Here is a 16866-nt window from a genome sequence, read left to right as displayed (position 1 = left end):
CCCCTACACCCCTACACCCCTATACCCTTACCCCCTTCTTAAGCTTGTTCCCAAAATTGACGAATTCTATCAGGCAACCAGGTAGCAACTTCTTGAATTCGTTCTGGTGATAATTCATCTTTAGTTGCCGAAAATACAGCTTTTATTACTTGTTCTGCATTGACATTAGGTGGCATTCCCCCTTCACTTTCTACTCTAAATAAAAAGCGTTCACTATCAATTCCTCTAAAAATACCTGTCGGTTGTAAAGGTGGACGCACTCGGCTTAAAAACGCGACAATTGGATTAGTGTCATGCCATAAATCAGCAATTTCTAGTTGCAGAGATTTATCTTTAGTTATTTCTGCTGGTTCGTGTAATTCAGCTTCCACTCTGTCAGCAGCTTCCGTTGTCATTAAATCGCGCATTACCCGGAAAACAACTTCTGTTAAATCCCGTGCATCAAAAATATCTGTTAAACCACTTTTAGCCATGACTTTTTCTAAAAAAGGCAAATCTTTATCAGCAATAGCTACGGCTGGTTTTTCTTCTGATACTGTTGGAGGATTCACTTCTAACTTTTCTAAGAGTTTCTTTCCCTTGTCAGTCATTTCCGCTTTTTTAAAAGTAATCAAATGCGGTAAAGGCCCATCCGGTGCGCCATAAGTATTGGCAACTCGCAAATCAAATTCCTGGGGATTAACGAAATCAGGAACATCTTCTTGAGTTGCATAGGCATTACCTGTAAACTCTGCGTTTATATAATGCTTTTGGTTTAAATAATCTAAATGTCCTAAAAAATCAGCTATAGTAATTTGATGTCCGGGAAAATCCCCTTGATGAAAGTGAACTTCATGCATTCCCTTTCCAGTTTCGTTGATCTTCTTGAGTAAAGTGTAAGTAACATCTTTTCTGATATTAATTGGCATTTTTCTTGAAAATTTTTATCTCTTATGTTGAACCATAGCTGTAGCCAGGATAATTAGGACATTATTAATCCTTGAAACGTAGATATAACAAGGCTTTTGCTCCGGACTCCTGCCCTATGCCTCCTGCCTTCTGCTATATATCTACACTAATAAGTAAATATATTTGTCTCCCTCTACCACAGGAAACAAATATCGAATATATTTAACTATGCTGGTTGTCAGTCGGATGAGAACAGACATATAGCTTATGCCAGCGTCAAACGTTGAAAATAGTTGATTTTAGCAAAATTATCTAGCCTAATGCACCCTGCTAAATAGGTCGGCTCAATGAAATTAAAGTATATAAAGTTTTGTAAAGTAAAAACGTAAAAAATTACTTTGCTTACGTATAAATCTAAGGTGATAAGGATATTAGACTATGGATTATACAGAACCGCCCCAGCAGCGTCCTGAAGACAGTGTGACTTTGACCCTCAAAAAGTCAAATAGAAACATATTTATTGCCAAGGTATTAATACTTTTAGGTTTGTCTGTGCTAGGTGGTTATTTTTTGGCACGAGAAAGTGCTAGAAAATATGAGTTAGGTCGTGAACTAACACGGGAAAAATATCTGGAAGAATTTGTTGAGTACAAAGGTGCTTTACTCAGTGCCAAACGGCAAGATAATCCTGTATTAGCAACTTTGGCAATGCTGATCGTGATATCTTTTCTCATTGGTTCTTATGAGTTAACTGCTTTAATCATTGGTTTTATGATTGGAAAATTTATTAGGTAATGATTTCTGTTTTGCGAGTGGTTTCAATTTAAGCCTGTACTTTAAGAGATAGGAGCAATATAGGAAACTCTTTTCTCTAAACTCATACAATAATTGGTAAAATCACAGTAAAAGTAGTACCTTTACCAACAACACTTTCAACTTGAATTTGTCCTTGATGATGTTCTACAATAGCTTGAGCGATCGCCAGTCCCAAACCTGAACCAGTTCTACTTTCCCGACTTTGATGGGTACGCGCTGGATCTACACGATAAAATCGATCAAACAAGCGTGGTAAAAACTCATCAGGAATACCAACTCCCGTATCACTGACCTTAATTTGTAAACAAGAAACACCATAACGCATTCCCGAAATTCGTATTAACTCTACCTGTACATTTCCCTGAGTTGGTGTATATTGCAAAGCATTACCAATTAAATTTGTACATAACCGCACCAGTTGATCCCAATTTCCCAGCAAAGTAAACCAATTTTCTTGTAATTCTGGGTCAATTTCCCCTGGAGGATCAACTAAATTCAGAGTTAAGGTAATTTCTTTTTCTTTAGCTACCAGTTGTTGTTCTTCCACAACTTCCATCAACAACCCATCCAGGGGACAAGGTGAAAAAACTTCTTGGCTAATTCCACTGTCTTGTCGTGCTAGAAATAATAAATCATTGACCAATCTACCCAAACGCTGGGTTAATCGTTCTACTAATTTTAATTGTTGGCGATAATTAGCAATACTACTAGTTTCTAAGTCTAAATCAGCTAGTGCTACTTGGACATTAGTTTGAATCAAAGCAATAGGACTTCTCAGTTCATGGGAAGCATCAGCGGTAAATTGCTTGAGACGTTGGTAAGATTCACCTACAGGTTCCATTGCTTTTCCAGACAGAAACCAACCACTCGCAGCTACCGAAAGCACCATTAACAAACTACCCAAACCCAAATCAAAAATTAACTGACGACTGGGTTTAGTAACTTCAAACCAAGGATGACTTACCCGCAGATATCCTAAAACCTGTCTCCCCATTTCTACCCGATGGGTAACTTGACGCAATAACAGTTCTGAGTCTCCCCATCCCCCCATACCCACCACACGCACAGTTTCACCAATACGATTACCATGAATAGGAATATTTAAAGGTTCAGAAAACGTTGACCAGCGTAATTCACCAGTGGGGCTAAACCATTCTAAGTCAATGTGGTCATCTTCTGCCGTATCAGCATTGTTGCGAAAACTCGCTTCTACATTTACACGGAGTTTATCTGGTCGGAAGTTAACAGGTTCAATTACCAGTGAACGTTCTACCACTTCCACTACATGATTTAATGTATCATCCACCCGTTCTACCAATGTACTGCGAACATATAAATAAACTCCAGTGGCAAATAGGAGTAGTAAGATAGCAGTAATAGCAGTGTACCAAAGGGCAAGACGACGACGAGTTGCTTGAAACATTAGATCAGGGAACAGGGAACAGGGAACAGGGAACAAGGAACAGGGAAAAAAGGCTGAAAGTCTTGTGGTATCTAAGTTTGATGTTAATTACTATTTTTGCCCAACTGACAATTGCTATATTTCCGTGTTGTTAATTATCTCTTAACCAAAACTCACTATATTACTTAAATTAATTAAGTTAAAGCATATTGCAGATAGATGAGGTACAAGATTTTCATCAAAAATCATCAAGTATTAAAGGGGTTTTAATTCTCACTTCTGACTCCTGCTTTAAATCTTCTCCAGTTTGCTGCATGACATCTACAAGCCTCTAAGTAATTATGCCAAAACCCAAAAAAACTAATCCTACCATTAATCTCAGTGATTCACAATACTATATCAACCGCGAATTAAGCTGGCTACAGTTCAATAGTAGAGTATTGCATGAGGCTTGTGATCAAAGAACTCCATTACTAGAACGCCTCAAATTTTTAGCTATTTTCAGTTCCAATTTAGATGAGTTCTTTATGGTGCGGGTTGCAGCCTTAAAGCAACAGGTCGAAGCAAAAGTCAACCTCTTAACTCCCGATGGTCGGACACCACAACAACAACTAGATGATATTCGCTCACACCTGAGTCCTTTGGTTATAAAACAAAATGAACAGTTTGAGCAAGTTCTACAACCTTTATTAGTTAATCAGGGAATTTACATTCTAGACTACATAGAACTGAATTCCAAACAACGCAGTTATCTGGATAACTATTTTAAAGAACAAATTTTTCCCGTTCTCACTCCTCTAGCTGTTGATCCTAGTCATCCTTTTCCTTATATTTCTAATCTCAGTTTGAATTTGGCTGTGGTGGTGAAAAACCCAGAAACAGAAGAAGAATTTTTTGCCAGAGTCAAAGTTCCTAGTGTTTTACCACGATTTCTACCTTTACCTTCAGAATTAGGAATTCAAAACAATGGTAAACCAGTTTACTGGACAGGTGTACCTTTAGAACAGGCGATCGCACACAATTTAGAACACCTGTTTCCAGGGATGAATATTCAAGAATGTCACCCTTTCCGCATTACTCGTGATGCAGACCTAGAATTAGAAGAAGACGAAGCAGATGATTTGTTATTAGCTATTGAACAAGAACTCCGCAAACGTCGCATGGGTGGGACTCCAGTTAGGTTAGAAATTAAATCCCAAACACCAGAAATATTACGTTGTCGCTTGTTGCAAGATTTGGAACTCACAGAAAATGATGTGTACCAAGTAGATGGTTTATTGGGACTGCGAGACTTGATGTATTTTATGGCTTTACCATTACCCGAACTCAAAGACCCACCACGTCAATCTGTTGTTCCTCATCGCTTACAACGTCTCAGAGAACCAAATATAGATCCAGATTCATTGGAACTAGAAGAAGGGAAAGATTTTTTCTCCATTATTAGAGAAAAAGATTTGCTAGTCCACCATCCCTATCAATCATTTTCCGGCACAGTAGAAAGATTTATTACTCATGCAGCATGGGACCCAAATGTATTAGCAATTAAAATGACTCTTTACCGGACTTCTGGTGATTCACCCATAGTTAATGCTTTAATTGCTGCGGCAGAAAATGGTAAACAAGTTTCTGTATTAGTGGAATTGAAAGCGCGGTTTGATGAAGAGAATAATATTTACTGGGCTAGACGTTTAGAAAAAGTTGGTGTTCATGTTGTTTATGGTTTAGTTGGTCTCAAAACCCATAGCAAAATTGTATTGGTGGTAAGGCGAGAAAAAGACCGGATGCGCCGTTATGTACATATCGGCACTGGCAATTATAATCCCAAAACTGCACGATTATATACAGATTTAGGCTTGTTAAGTTGTCGTGAAGAACTGGGTGCAGATTTAACAGATGTGTTTAACTTCTTGACAGGATATTCTCTGCAAAAATCCTATCGAGAAATCTTAGTTGCACCTGTGAATATGCGCGATCGCTTTCTCCAACTTATTCAGCGAGAAATTGAAAATGTCCAAAATGGCTTTTCTGGCCGCATCGTTGCCAAAATGAATGCCCTTGTCGATCCAGAAATTATCACTACTTTATATGCAGCTTCCCGTGCTGGTGTGCAGATTGATCTAATTATCCGGGGTATATGCTGCTTACGTCCTGGACTCAAAGACATCAGTGAAAATATTCGCGTCATCAGCATTATCGGTCGATTTTTAGAACACTCCCGCATTTTTTACTTCTACAACAATAGCCAAGAAGAAATTTATATTGGCAGTGCTGACTGGATGCGTCGCAATCTCGACCGTCGTGTGGAAGTAATTACTCCTATTAAAGACCAAGATATTGCTAAAGATTTACAAGAAATCCTCGGCATTATGTTGGCAGATAACCGTCAAGCTTGGGAATTGCAACCTGATGGCAGTTATATCCAAAGACGACCTTGTGATAATTGTCCAGAAGCCAATTCCCAAAAAATGCTCATGTCTATGGCATTACGCTCTACAAACATGAGTTAAAATCTCATAAGTTTAAAAAAGCTGAACATAGAACAACAGCCAAGGTGCTGAGGACATCAACAGATGATAAAACGTAGACACTAAAAGCCTTTTAACTGTATTAACTTCTGCTTTTTTGATAAAAACTTATTTTTTGGTCGATTTTTGGACAAAATCTTCATCATGACTTCATAATATAACGATCATTATTCACCCTTAGGATAGAGTCAAAACAGGCACATCTTCCCATACACTATAGACAATCTTAAATGTAATATTTTGTAGCCGGGAATGTTAATTTTGTCCTGTGAGTCTTCTTCCTTGCGCGTTCTATTAGTTGATGATCATGAGCTAACTCGCTTAAGCCTACAATTAGCTTTTTCTTGCCAAGAAAATATCCAAGTTGTAGGTTTAGCTAGTAATGGTCAAGAAGCTATAGAAATGGTCAAATTTTCCCAACCTGATGTCATTGTTCTAGATTTACAGATGCCAGTCATGGACGGTTGGTGTGCATCTGGTCATATCAAATCCATATCTCCAAATACTCAGATTTTGGCTTATTCTTCTATAGAGGACAAATATTTACAACAAACAAAAGCAATGCCTACCTTTGATGAAGTTTGCAAAAAAGATGCTTCTACAAATGAACTCATAGCCTTAGTTAGAAAATTAGGCCAACGTGCCGCCAAAAACTCCGCTTTAGGTTAAATCACACCATTTTGGATTTTGAATTGGGTTTGTGCGGCATGAGATTTATAGAAACACAAAAAATTTATAAATAAATAAATAGGATGAAAACCCCGGAATGCCTTCTTGAAATCTTCTTGGGATTTTAAGAAGGTGTGTCTTTAGACCGGGGAGTGTCAAAAAAGCAATAATCGTCGGTTTTACGTAATTTTACGATTCTACCGACGTAATTGTTATTTTATGCTTTTAACAGTTTAATTACTGTCCGCTTGTGGAATTATACGTTGTGACTCATCAATTAAATCATCTAATTCTTCCAAAGCTTGATTGACATCAACTCTCAAAGTTCCCAAGTTCGGTTGTTCCAACAAACTTAGCAGGTACTCACGTTTGCTTTGCACTGAGGCAATTCTTTCTTTGATGGTTTGCAGATCCATTTTGGTATTCCCAATCTTAAACTATCTTCAGCCTAAGACATTTACCATTTTTTTTGAACAGCAACTTCACAGCCTTTGCCGAAGCTCTATTCCTAACCAATGCCAAAGGTACACCAAATTTTTTTCCTTGTCAATCCATACACCTAAATGAATCAACTCATACTCATCCTTGCTTTCAATCTTCCGTCTGACTAGTAGTGATGGTGTGCGATGACGACGGTGGGCAGGTTCGACCGAAGAAAATACCCATTGCCATAACGCTTTTCTGCTCACTGCACTAACACCAGATACTTTGCTTTTGGAAATATCACCACTTTCACCCCGGCGATCGCACAGTTTCCGGCGCGATTTTCTTATAAGAAAAAAGGCTGAAAACCCTTGAGGCTTCGCCGTGAGCGTCAGCCGAACGGATAAGTTTTGGAGCGTGGCGTACTTGGAAGCAGTTCCTTTGCCAGCAACATCCAAAAATGAAAGACCAACAAAAATCAACCTTTCCTCAGTTATAGGTCGGCATCATGGCAACTTATAATCACATCTTACAAGCGATCGGCAGAACTCCATTAGTCAAACTCCACTCGGTAACAGAAAATATCTCCTCCACTATTTACACTAAAGTCGAATATCTCAACCCTGGTGGTAGTACCAAAGATAGAATAGCTTTAGCGATGGTGGAAGCAGCAGAAAAATCAGGATTATTACAACCAGGGGGAACAATTATCGAAGCTACTGCTGGTAACACAGGAGTTGGACTGGCACTTGTCGCAGCTGTGAAAAAATATCGTTGCATATTTGTCATGCCCGATAAAATGAGTCAGGATAAAATCAACCTACTGAAAGCTTACGGTGCAGAAGTTGTAGTCACACCCACATCCGTACCTCCCGACTCACCAGAAAGTTACAACGGTGTAGCAGAAAGACTAGCCAAAGAAATTCCTGGTGCGTACAGACCAAATCAATTTGAAAACCCCAATAACCCCCTTGCCCATTACTTAACTACAGGCCCAGAAATTTGGGCAGATAGTGAAGGGAAAATAGATGTTTTCGTTGCTGGGATGGGAACAGGAGGGACAATTTCAGGAGTAGCCAAATATCTCAAAGAACAAAATCTTCATATTATTATTGTTGGTGCAGATCCTGAAGGTTCAATTTTATCTGGAGATAGCCCCAAATCTTATAAAGTTGAAGGAATTGGTGAAGACTTTATTCCCAAAACATTTAATCGTCAACTAGTCGATGAAATGGTGCGTGTCAGTGATAAAGAATCCTTTAATATGGCACGACGTTTAGCAAGAGAAGAAGGTTTATTAGTAGGAGGTTCTTGTGGAACAGCAGTAGCAGCCGCCCTTCAATATGCAGCGAGATTAACCGAACCCAAAAATATTGTTGTCCTGCTACCAGATACAGGTAGAAACTACATCAACAAAATTTATTCTGATGCCTGGATGCAAGAAAATGGTTTTTGGGAAGGAACAAAAGCAAGAACTATCAAAGTTGGGGAAATTCTTTCACACAAAACAGACTTTCCTGATATTGTGGCAGTGAGTCCTCGTGACACCTTAAGCACAGCGACCAGCTTATTACAAAAACTCAACATTTCCCAATTACCTGTAATTGATAATCATCATGTCCTAGGAAGTTTAAATGAAGCATCATTAATGAAATGTTTACATGACGGGATTAACTTTTCTAATCAAGAAGTTTCCGCAGTCATGGGTAAACCATTGCCATTACTGGATGAAGAAGTTGATATTTCCGAAGCCTACAGAGTTCTATTATCAGGTACAACAGGAATTATCATTACACGCCATGATATCCCCATTGGCTTAATAACTAGAGCCGATTTAATTCGCTACTGGATAGGACAGAATAATTAGTAATTCGTAATTCGTAATTCGTAATTACCACTATAAAATTACCAATCTTCTTTTCTTCTTTTCTTCTTCCTTCGTGTCCTACCCTTCGGGAACACCTTCGGTGAACGCGCCTTCATGGTTCATTTAAAAATGATTATTTAAATACGAAGGTAGTAAAACCACAAATAATTAAGGCAAAAAAAATGGAATTTGAAACTAAAGCAATTCATGAAGGACAACAACCAGACCCACAAACAGGAGCAGTAATCACCCCAATTTACTTAACTTCCACCTATCAGCAAGAAGCAATTGGTCAGCATAAAGGATTTGAATATTCACGCACAGGCAACCCCACCCGTCAAGCCTTAGAAGAAGCATTAGCAGCTTTAGAAAATGGCAGATATGGTTTAGCATTTGCTTCTGGTTTAGCCGCTACCACAACCGTTTTAAGTCTTCTCAAAACAGGTGATCACATAGTTGCTGGCGATGATTTGTATGGAGGAACTTATCGACTATTAGAAAAAGTAATTAAAAATTGGGGTGTGACAACTACCTATGTCGATATTGATAATATCAATGATTTTGAAACTGCGATTCAACCCAATACTAAATTGATTTGGATTGAAACGCCAACAAATCCCTTACTGAAAATTATTGATATCCCTGCATTAGCAAAACTTGCCCATGAACACAATTTAATTTTAGTAGTTGATAATACCTTTGCTAGTCCCTATTTTCAACAGCCTTTAAATTTAGGTGTTGATATCGTTGTTCATAGTACAACTAAATATCTCAGTGGACATAGCGATATTATTGGTGGTGCAGTCATTACCTCTCACGAAGAAATATATCAGCAACTCAAATTTTATCAAAATGCTATTGGTGCAGTTCCTAGTCCTTTTGATAGCTGGTTAGTATTACGGGGAATTAAAACCTTAGCTGTGAGAATGCGCGAACATGAAAAAAACGCGATATTTCTAGCCCAATTTTTAGAACAACACCCCAAAGTTGAACGCATTTACTATCCAGGTTTACCCAGTCATGAACAATATCACCTAGCAAAATCACAAATGTCTGGCTTTGGAGGGATGATTAGTTTGGAATTAAAAGGTGGTTTTGCAGAAGTGGAAAAATTTGCTTCTCGACTGCGGTTATTTATTTTAGCTGAGAGTTTGGGAGGAGTTGAATCACTTCTTTGCTATCCTGCCAAAATGACTCATGGTTCACTACCAGAAACAGAAAGATTGAAACGGGGTATTAAGGACAATTTAGTCAGGTTGTCAGTAGGAATTGAACACTACCTAGATTTGCAAGCAGATTTAGAAAATTCTCTGTCTTAAAAATAAGTCATCAGATAGAGGAAAAAAGGCAGAAGTTAATTAGTAAAAGTTAAAAACTTCTGTCTTTATAAAATTTATCAATTTTCTTTGACAGCTTTTATCAGGGAATAATGATGTTAATGTTATGTGACAAATAGACATGAAGAGAGATATTTAAAATCAAAGCTTAATAGTTGGCTAAATCTCCCCTTTTAAACCGGGGTTTGCAGTCCTTATTTAGTCCGAATTTCTCAAAAACATCACCAATTTATGTGTGATTATCTCAAAAAAATCCCCTAATTATATAGGAATTCTTAGCTGATCAACTGAGGGTTGAATATCCCATTGACGCTTTAAAAATTTGGAATTAGTGTTGTAATTAGTCCAACCAAAGACTTTGTAAGGCATCAAAAAAAGGGGAGTATTTCCTATGATGATGATGATGGCTGAATCTATGACTAATGAAATGCAAATTTGTATGAATGCTTGCATGGATTGTCATAAAATCTGTATGGAAACCATGACTTACTGTATGAGCAAAGGCAGTAAGTACATGGATATGAGCATGATGGGCATAATGCGCGATTGTGCAGAAATGTGCATGATGTGTATGAACATGATGATGGGTGGTTCCGAGTTCATGGGACGCACTTGTATGTTGTGTGCGGAAATGTGCGATCGCTGTGCAATGGCCTGCGAACAAATGAGAGATGATAGCAAGATGATGGAATGTGCTGCTGCTTGTCGTAGATGTGCAGAAGCTTGCCGTTCCATGCAAATGATGCCCGCTTAATTATTTTTAACTCGCAGAAGTTGATCTGCAACCTAATGGATAAACGCTCAGGCTATACGTAGTTTGGGCGTTTGTAGTATTTTTTAAAATAAACCCTGTATCAGGGTGTAGGGTGTAGGGGAAAAATTAATTTAAAACTCTTGCCTTTTGCCACTGACAATTGATAACTGATAACTGTAATCATGTAGACTTTTGTGAAATACTAATTCTGCTGATCTACACCTAACGGCAGATGAAACAGCTAAAATCCCGTTCCCAAGATTTGCGAAGCTTATTTGAGAACAGTATTACTATAGAATATGTAGCCGAACCCCTGAAAGCCGTAGATGCTGAAGTTGATGTAACAGAAGTTTTACATTGGATGCAGTTACAAGATTTTGATGTGGTGGGGGTAGAAACAGAAGAAATAATTACTGGTTATGTACAACGTTCTACATTAATTAACAAAAAATCAGGTAAATGTGGCGACTATCAGCAGGTGTTTCATCCTCAAGAACTGATAGCCATTTCCACTCCACTAATGAAGTTATTACCAATTTTGCAACAAACACCACGATTGTTTGTTTTGGACTGTAATCAAGTTACTGGCATTATTACTTGTGGCGATTTGCAGAAAGCACCAGTCAGAATGTTACTGTTTGGCTTAGTAACTCTGCTGGAAATGAATTTGTTACGACTAGTAAGACTTTATTACCCCCAAAATTCTTGGCAACAAGTTCTCAAACCTGACAGGATAGAAGCGGCACAAAAGTTATGGCGTGAGAGTCAGGAAAGAAACGAAGCTACTGATTTATTAGATTATTTACAATTTTGCGATAAACGAGATTTGATATTACATCAAACAGAATTGATTTTGCAGTTGGGACTGAAATCAAAGCGAGCCGGTGAAAGGTTACTCAAATCTGCTGAACATCTCAGAAACCGTTTAGCACACGCCCAAAATCTAGTCACTGGTTCTTCTTGGACAGAGTTAATTTCTTTAGCAGCAGAGATGGAAAGGCTTTTAGTTAGGTGTGAGGAAATAGAGTAATTGGGTCATTAGTCAGTTGTTATTCTCCCCCAGATCCCCAGCCTTAGAGGTTGTTTTAAAAGTTTGAGATGGTTATTTTCAACACTTCTAGATCCCCCCTAACCCCCTTATTAAGGGGAACTAGATTCAAAGTCCCCCTTATTAAGGGGGATTTAGGGGGATCTGAAAATCTTTGATACACCATGAGAGACTTTTCAAACATCCTCTTAAAAACGATGGGATATTTTTTTACTGGAAAGTTCCTTATCCCTTGTGACCAAAAACACTGACAATAGAACCTGAACAAATTATTAATGACTAAATACCTTATAACTAGTAACTGATGACCAATGACTAATGACAGATGAAATTACTAATTAGCAACGATGACGGGATTTCTGCTGTGGGTATCCGCACCCTAGCCAACTGCTTGGCAGAAGCGGGTCACAATGTAAATGTAGTTTGTCCAGACAGAGAGCGATCGGCAACAGGACATGGATTAACCCTACATCAACCAATTCGTGCGGAAATGGTGGAATCACTGTTTCATCCTGCTGTTAATGCCTGGGCTTGCGACGGTACACCATCCGACTGTGTAAAATTGGCTTTGTGGGCTTTACTTGATTCACCACCTGATTTAGTTTTGTCTGGTATTAACCAAGGAGCAAATTTAGGTACAGAAATTCTTTACTCAGGCACTGTTTCCGCAGCAATGGAAGGTATAATTGAAGGCATACCTAGTATAGCTCTCAGTTTAACCAGTCATACTCACAAAGACTTTCAACCAGCTGCTAAATTTGCCAAACTCCTTGTTGACCACCTGATGGTGCAACCTTTACCAGACTTAATGTTACTTAATGTCAACATTCCCCCGATTTCCTGGGAGGAAATAGCGGGAGTAACTCTTACCCGTCAAGGAGTGCGTCGCTATGTTGATGTTTTTGACAAGCGAGTTGATCCCCGTGGAAAAACTTACTACTGGTTAACTGGAGAGGTTTTAGAGGATGTACAACCGCCATCAGGGTTAAATTTACCGTCAAACATCCCTATTGATGTGGAAGTTATCCGTGAAAACTTCATTAGTATTACTCCGTTGCAATACAATCTTACTTATGCCAATGGACTGCACCAACTGTCCACCTGGGAATTTAAATTTCCGTAAATTTTTTGGTATGAGGTTCAGAATATAGTGTCAATTAAATCAAGCGCAGTAAAATTTACCATATAAATTTAGGAGCTTTATCGGCATAAATGACTACACCTGAATCATGGTGTATTGAGAGTTTACTCCGTGTCCAGCACTTTGTGTTTCCTATCACAGAATCGCAAAAATAAGCTAACCCAAAGTTAAATGACAATAGCCAAAAACTAATGACTTTTGATTTTTAACTTTCTTGTAACGGTTATAGGGTATGATTTTTTACTAAAATACATAATATAACCAGAATGGTAAGACACCATAGACTAAAAAAAATAGGAAGCATTTCTTTGATTGATCGCCCGCTCAGTCCAGCAACTAACACCCATGTCTAGGATAGAGAATCAATTTACAGTCCAATTTTGGGGCGTTCGGGGTAGTATCCCCTGTCCAGGCTCAAACACCGTCCGTTATGGAGGGAACACCCCTTGCGTGGCTATGCAAGTAGGGGGGAAACGCTTAATTTTTGATTGTGGTACGGGAGTCCACGTTTTGGGTCAATCTTTATTGTCTCAAATGCCAGTAGAAGGTCATATATTTTTCACACACTCCCATTGGGATCATATGCAGGGGTTTCCTTTCTTTAGCCCAGCATTTATCAAAGGTAATCAATTTCATATTTACGGAGCGATCGCCCCCGATGGTTCAACCATAGAGCAACGTCTCAATGACCAGATGCTTCATCCCAACTTCCCTGTACCCTTGCAGATTATGCAAGCCAATTTAAATTTCCACAACATCAAAGCAGGGCAGCCAATCCATATTGATGACATTATCATAGAAACCGGGCATTTAAACCATCCAGGTGAAGCAGTGGGATATAGAGTGAACTGGCGTGGTAGTGCTGCTGTTTACATCACAGATACAGAGCATTTTGCCGACAAATTAGACGAAAATGTTGTCTGGCTTGCCCGTAATGCCGACATCTTGATTTACGATTCCACTTATACGGATGAGGAATACAATTCGCCAAAATCACCGAAAATTGGCTGGGGACATTCTACTTGGCAAGAAGCTGTAAAAATAGCACAAGCAGCCAATGTCAAAACCTTAGTGATTTATCACCATGATCCTAGCCATAACGATGATTTCTTGGACAATGTAGGCAAAGAAGCATTTGAGAAATTTCCTGGTGCGATCATGGCCAGAGAGGGATTAATTCTGCAAGTTCCCGTCTTAGATCCTGTATCAGAATCATTTCCTGTGAGCAAGTCAATTTGATCGTCCTGATACGAGAAACTGACAAGATAGAATCGGAGGTGTTTGCAGATTTTAGATTAAATTGGTGATCAGATAGCTAACAGCGCCATAACCTATCTTTTGGTTAGGTTGTTCACAACTGGTAGATCAGCTTTTTGGTTTCACCAGCAAAGCAGGAACGGATCTAGAAACCTCTTACACATCTGAGGGTGGAAAACCCCAGCAAAAATAGAGGTGACAGAGCCTGTTGCTGACGGCTAAAATAAACCTAAAATCCCAGAATCCACGTGCTAAATTTGTCTCAAAATGGGTGTTCCGTGTGGGTTGCTTCTTCAACTGAAGGAATACTAACACCAACTGCTGTTGCTCTTGGCAAATTCGATGGTGTTCATATTGGTCATCAAAGGGTAATTCAACCAATTTTGCCATTTACCAACGATCAAGAAAGATGGGGGGACAGGGAGAATTTAGCAGCCAAATCATCCCTTCAGACCGCGAATCTCACACCCCCAGCATCACAAACAAAGCGAATACATTCCACAGTTGTCACCTTTGATCCGCATCCACAGGAGTTTTTTACAGGACAACCCCGTGCGTTGCTGACACCACTTGATGAAAAAGTTGAACAATTGCGATCGCTTGGAGTAGAACAATTAGTATTATTACCCTTCGATAAAGAACTATCAGCCCTCTCACCCCAAGACTTTGTAGAAAAAATACTTGTCCAACAACTACAATGTCAACAAATCAGTGTTGGTGAAGATTTCTGTTTTGGCAAAAAGCGCATGGGTACAGCCAAAGATTTGCAAATACTCGCCGCCAAATACAATATACCCGTCACCATTGTTCCCATTCAAACTGATACAGGCGATTTGTCAACAACCAACAGTGACCGAAATACTACACTGACTGAGGACAATCGGATTAGCACTTCATTAATTCGTCAAAGCTTGGAAATAGGGGACATTGAAAAAGCAAACCGCTTACTAGGAAGACCTTATACCCTAACTGGTGTAGTCATACAAGGTCAAAAATTAGGTAGAACCATTGGTTTTCCCACCGCTAACCTGCAACTACCAAAAGATAAATTTTTACCCCGTCAAGGTGTTTATGCAGTCCGGGTGATCATCCACAGCCAAAACCCAGATGCTTCTCCCACTCAGAACTTAGGCGTAATGAATATCGGCACTCGTCCCACCGTTAATGGTACTACTTTTGCAGTAGAAGTACATCTGTTAGATTGGTATGAGGATTTATACAGTCAAAAATTAGTTGTCCAACTAGTAAAATTTTTACGTCCAGAACAAAAATTTGCTTCCCTAGAAGCCTTAAAAACCCAAATTCAACTTGACTGCACCATAGCCAGAGAAATTTTAAGTACATACTGAATTTGGATAATTACCTGGGAAGACTGTATATAAAAGAAGGTGACAGGTGACAGTGAAGAGGTGACAGGTGACAGGTGACAGTGAAGAGGTAATAGGGAGTAGGCCAGAAGTAATATTTTATTCTCCCCATCTTCCCATCTCCCCATCTCCCCATCTTCCCATCTTCCCATCTCCCCTGTTCCCATCTTCCCATCTCCCCTGTTCCCTTTTCCTTATGAGAGAAAAAATCGACGTTTTAACACAAAATTTGGCTCGTACCATCGTTGGTAAACATGAAGCTATCCGCTTAGTGGTGGTTGCTTTGCTTGGTGGTGGTCACGCTTTATTAGAAGATGTACCTGGAGTTGGTAAAACCCTGCTGGCTAAATCTTTAGCACGTTCTGTTGATGGTAAATTTCAACGGCTACAATGTACACCCGATTTACTACCCACAGACATTACCGGCACAAATATTTGGAATCCCAAAAGCGGCGAATTTTCTTTTATGCCTGGGCCAATATTTGCCAATGTTCTGTTAGCTGATGAAATTAACCGTGCTACTCCCCGCACCCAGTCAGCTTTGCTGGAAGTGATGGAAGAACGTCAAGTGACAGTAGATGGTGTCTCTCGCACAGTTCCTCAACCCTTTTTTGTGATTGCTACTCAAAACCCCATCGAGTACCAAGGGACTTTTCCTTTACCAGAAGCACAAATGGATCGATTTATGTTGTCTTTGAGTTTGGGTTATCCTTCAGAGTCAGATGAATTACAAATGTTGCAAAATCTAGATAATGGGATTCAATTAGCTGATTTGCAGCCTTGTATTACTTTGGATGAGGTGGCTGAATTACGTCAACTCTGCTCAAAGGTAAAAGTAGAAACTTCCTTACAACAATACATATTAGAATTGGTGCGGACAACCAGACAGGATGAGGAGATTACTCTGGGTGTTAGTCCCCGTGGTACGGTGGCATTACAAAAAGCGACCCAAGCATTAGCTTATATTTTAGGACGAGATTATGCTATTCCCGATGATGTGAAGTTTTTAGCACCTCATGTTCTTTGTCATCGTTTGATTCCTAGAGGGGGAAGGAATGCTAAAACTGTAGTTGATCGAATATTGCGATCAGTTGCTATTCCTTAAAGGTGACAGGTGACAGGTGACAGGTGACAGAGGTAAAAGTTTGTTTTTGTCTAGTCACATCTTGCGCCTGTTACAACTATCATAAATTTATTGGATAAAACGATATTTGATAATCATGCAGAAAATTATTAATAAAAATTTCGCTGCTATTGAATATGCAGAAATTGAAGTCAGAAAAATATTAGTTTTGATAGGTGAGCAAGCTAGTGGTAAAAGCACTATTGCTAAATTAATTTACTTTTTTAAATCACTAAGAGAGGATTTATT

Annotated in this window: 16 protein-coding genes; 12 read left to right on the top strand and 4 right to left on the bottom strand. The window is 39.1% G+C overall.

What is annotated here, in order from left to right:
- Nucleotides 1-38 precede the first annotated feature (38 nt).
- On the bottom strand, nt 39-590 hold the full coding sequence (locus A0J48_RS27800) for a DUF2267 domain-containing protein (protein ID WP_200326953.1): 552 nt from the start codon (nt 588-590) through the stop codon (nt 39-41).
- A 736-nt stretch (nt 591-1326) separates the two neighbouring features.
- On the opposite strand from A0J48_RS27800, the gene A0J48_RS23205 reads away from it, so the two are divergent.
- A complete protein-coding gene (locus tag A0J48_RS23205) occupies nt 1327-1683 on the top strand; it encodes a hypothetical protein (protein WP_200326952.1) in 357 nt (118 codons plus the stop codon).
- 82 nt (nt 1684-1765) lie between these two features.
- Here the strand turns inward: A0J48_RS23205 and A0J48_RS23200 are convergent, their stop codons facing one another.
- A complete protein-coding gene (locus A0J48_RS23200; RefSeq protein WP_200326951.1) occupies nt 1766-3127 on the bottom strand; it encodes a sensor histidine kinase in 1362 nt (453 codons plus the stop codon).
- A gap of 320 nt (nt 3128-3447) precedes the next feature.
- On the opposite strand from A0J48_RS23200, the gene ppk1 reads away from it, so the two are divergent.
- On the top strand, nt 3448-5613 hold the full coding sequence (gene ppk1 / locus A0J48_RS23195) for a polyphosphate kinase 1 (RefSeq protein WP_200326950.1): 2166 nt from the start codon (nt 3448-3450) through the stop codon (nt 5611-5613).
- Between the two features lie 270 nt (nt 5614-5883).
- A complete protein-coding gene (locus A0J48_RS23190; protein ID WP_200326949.1) occupies nt 5884-6300 on the top strand; it encodes a response regulator in 417 nt (138 codons plus the stop codon).
- A gap of 233 nt (nt 6301-6533) precedes the next feature.
- Here A0J48_RS23190 and A0J48_RS23185 read toward each other — a convergent pair whose 3' ends face one another.
- Both A0J48_RS23185 and A0J48_RS23180 read right to left on the bottom strand, forming a co-directional pair.
- A complete protein-coding gene (locus A0J48_RS23185) occupies nt 6534-6716 on the bottom strand; it encodes a hypothetical protein (RefSeq protein ID WP_200326948.1) in 183 nt (60 codons plus the stop codon).
- 66 nt (nt 6717-6782) lie between these two features.
- Entirely contained in the window at nt 6783-7205 is a 423-nt protein-coding gene (locus tag A0J48_RS23180; RefSeq protein WP_200326947.1) for a hypothetical protein, read from the bottom strand.
- A gap of 26 nt (nt 7206-7231) precedes the next feature.
- Between A0J48_RS23180 and A0J48_RS23175 the strand changes: the two genes are divergently transcribed.
- From A0J48_RS23175 to A0J48_RS23135, 9 genes are all read left to right on the top strand, one after another.
- The gene (locus A0J48_RS23175) at nt 7232-8590 is read left to right on the top strand and encodes a cystathionine beta-synthase (protein WP_200326946.1); all 1359 of its coding nucleotides are present in this window, start codon (nt 7232-7234) and stop codon (nt 8588-8590) included.
- 182 nt (nt 8591-8772) lie between these two features.
- Nucleotides 8773-9909 (top strand): cystathionine gamma-synthase, encoded by a 1137-nt coding sequence (locus A0J48_RS23170; RefSeq protein ID WP_200326945.1) that lies wholly within the window; start codon nt 8773-8775, stop codon nt 9907-9909.
- A gap of 409 nt (nt 9910-10318) precedes the next feature.
- The gene (locus A0J48_RS23165) at nt 10319-10681 is read left to right on the top strand and encodes a four-helix bundle copper-binding protein (RefSeq protein ID WP_200326944.1); all 363 of its coding nucleotides are present in this window, start codon (nt 10319-10321) and stop codon (nt 10679-10681) included.
- A 232-nt stretch (nt 10682-10913) separates the two neighbouring features.
- Nucleotides 10914-11711, top strand: coding sequence for a hypothetical protein (locus A0J48_RS23160; RefSeq protein ID WP_200326943.1), 798 nt, complete (start codon nt 10914-10916; stop codon nt 11709-11711).
- A gap of 343 nt (nt 11712-12054) precedes the next feature.
- A complete protein-coding gene (gene surE / locus A0J48_RS23155; protein WP_200326942.1) occupies nt 12055-12852 on the top strand; it encodes a 5'/3'-nucleotidase SurE in 798 nt (265 codons plus the stop codon).
- 363 nt (nt 12853-13215) lie between these two features.
- Nucleotides 13216-14109 (top strand): MBL fold metallo-hydrolase, encoded by an 894-nt coding sequence (locus A0J48_RS23150; RefSeq protein ID WP_200326941.1) that lies wholly within the window; start codon nt 13216-13218, stop codon nt 14107-14109.
- Nucleotides 14110-14375: 266 nt separating this feature from the next.
- The gene (locus A0J48_RS23145; RefSeq protein ID WP_200326940.1) at nt 14376-15476 is read left to right on the top strand and encodes a bifunctional riboflavin kinase/FAD synthetase; all 1101 of its coding nucleotides are present in this window, start codon (nt 14376-14378) and stop codon (nt 15474-15476) included.
- 214 nt (nt 15477-15690) lie between these two features.
- The gene (locus A0J48_RS23140) at nt 15691-16599 is read left to right on the top strand and encodes an AAA family ATPase (protein WP_200326939.1); all 909 of its coding nucleotides are present in this window, start codon (nt 15691-15693) and stop codon (nt 16597-16599) included.
- Between the two features lie 115 nt (nt 16600-16714).
- A partial coding sequence (locus A0J48_RS23135; RefSeq protein WP_200326938.1) for an AAA family ATPase occupies nt 16715-16866 on the top strand: 152 nt, incomplete at its 3' end.

It is taken from the genome of Sphaerospermopsis aphanizomenoides BCCUSP55, assembly GCF_001586785.1.
Lineage (GTDB): Bacteria > Cyanobacteriota > Cyanobacteriia > Cyanobacteriales > Nostocaceae > Sphaerospermopsis_A > Sphaerospermopsis_A aphanizomenoides_A.
Note: the sequence above shows the minus strand (reverse complement) of the source record. Positions and strands in the feature narration are given on the sequence as shown.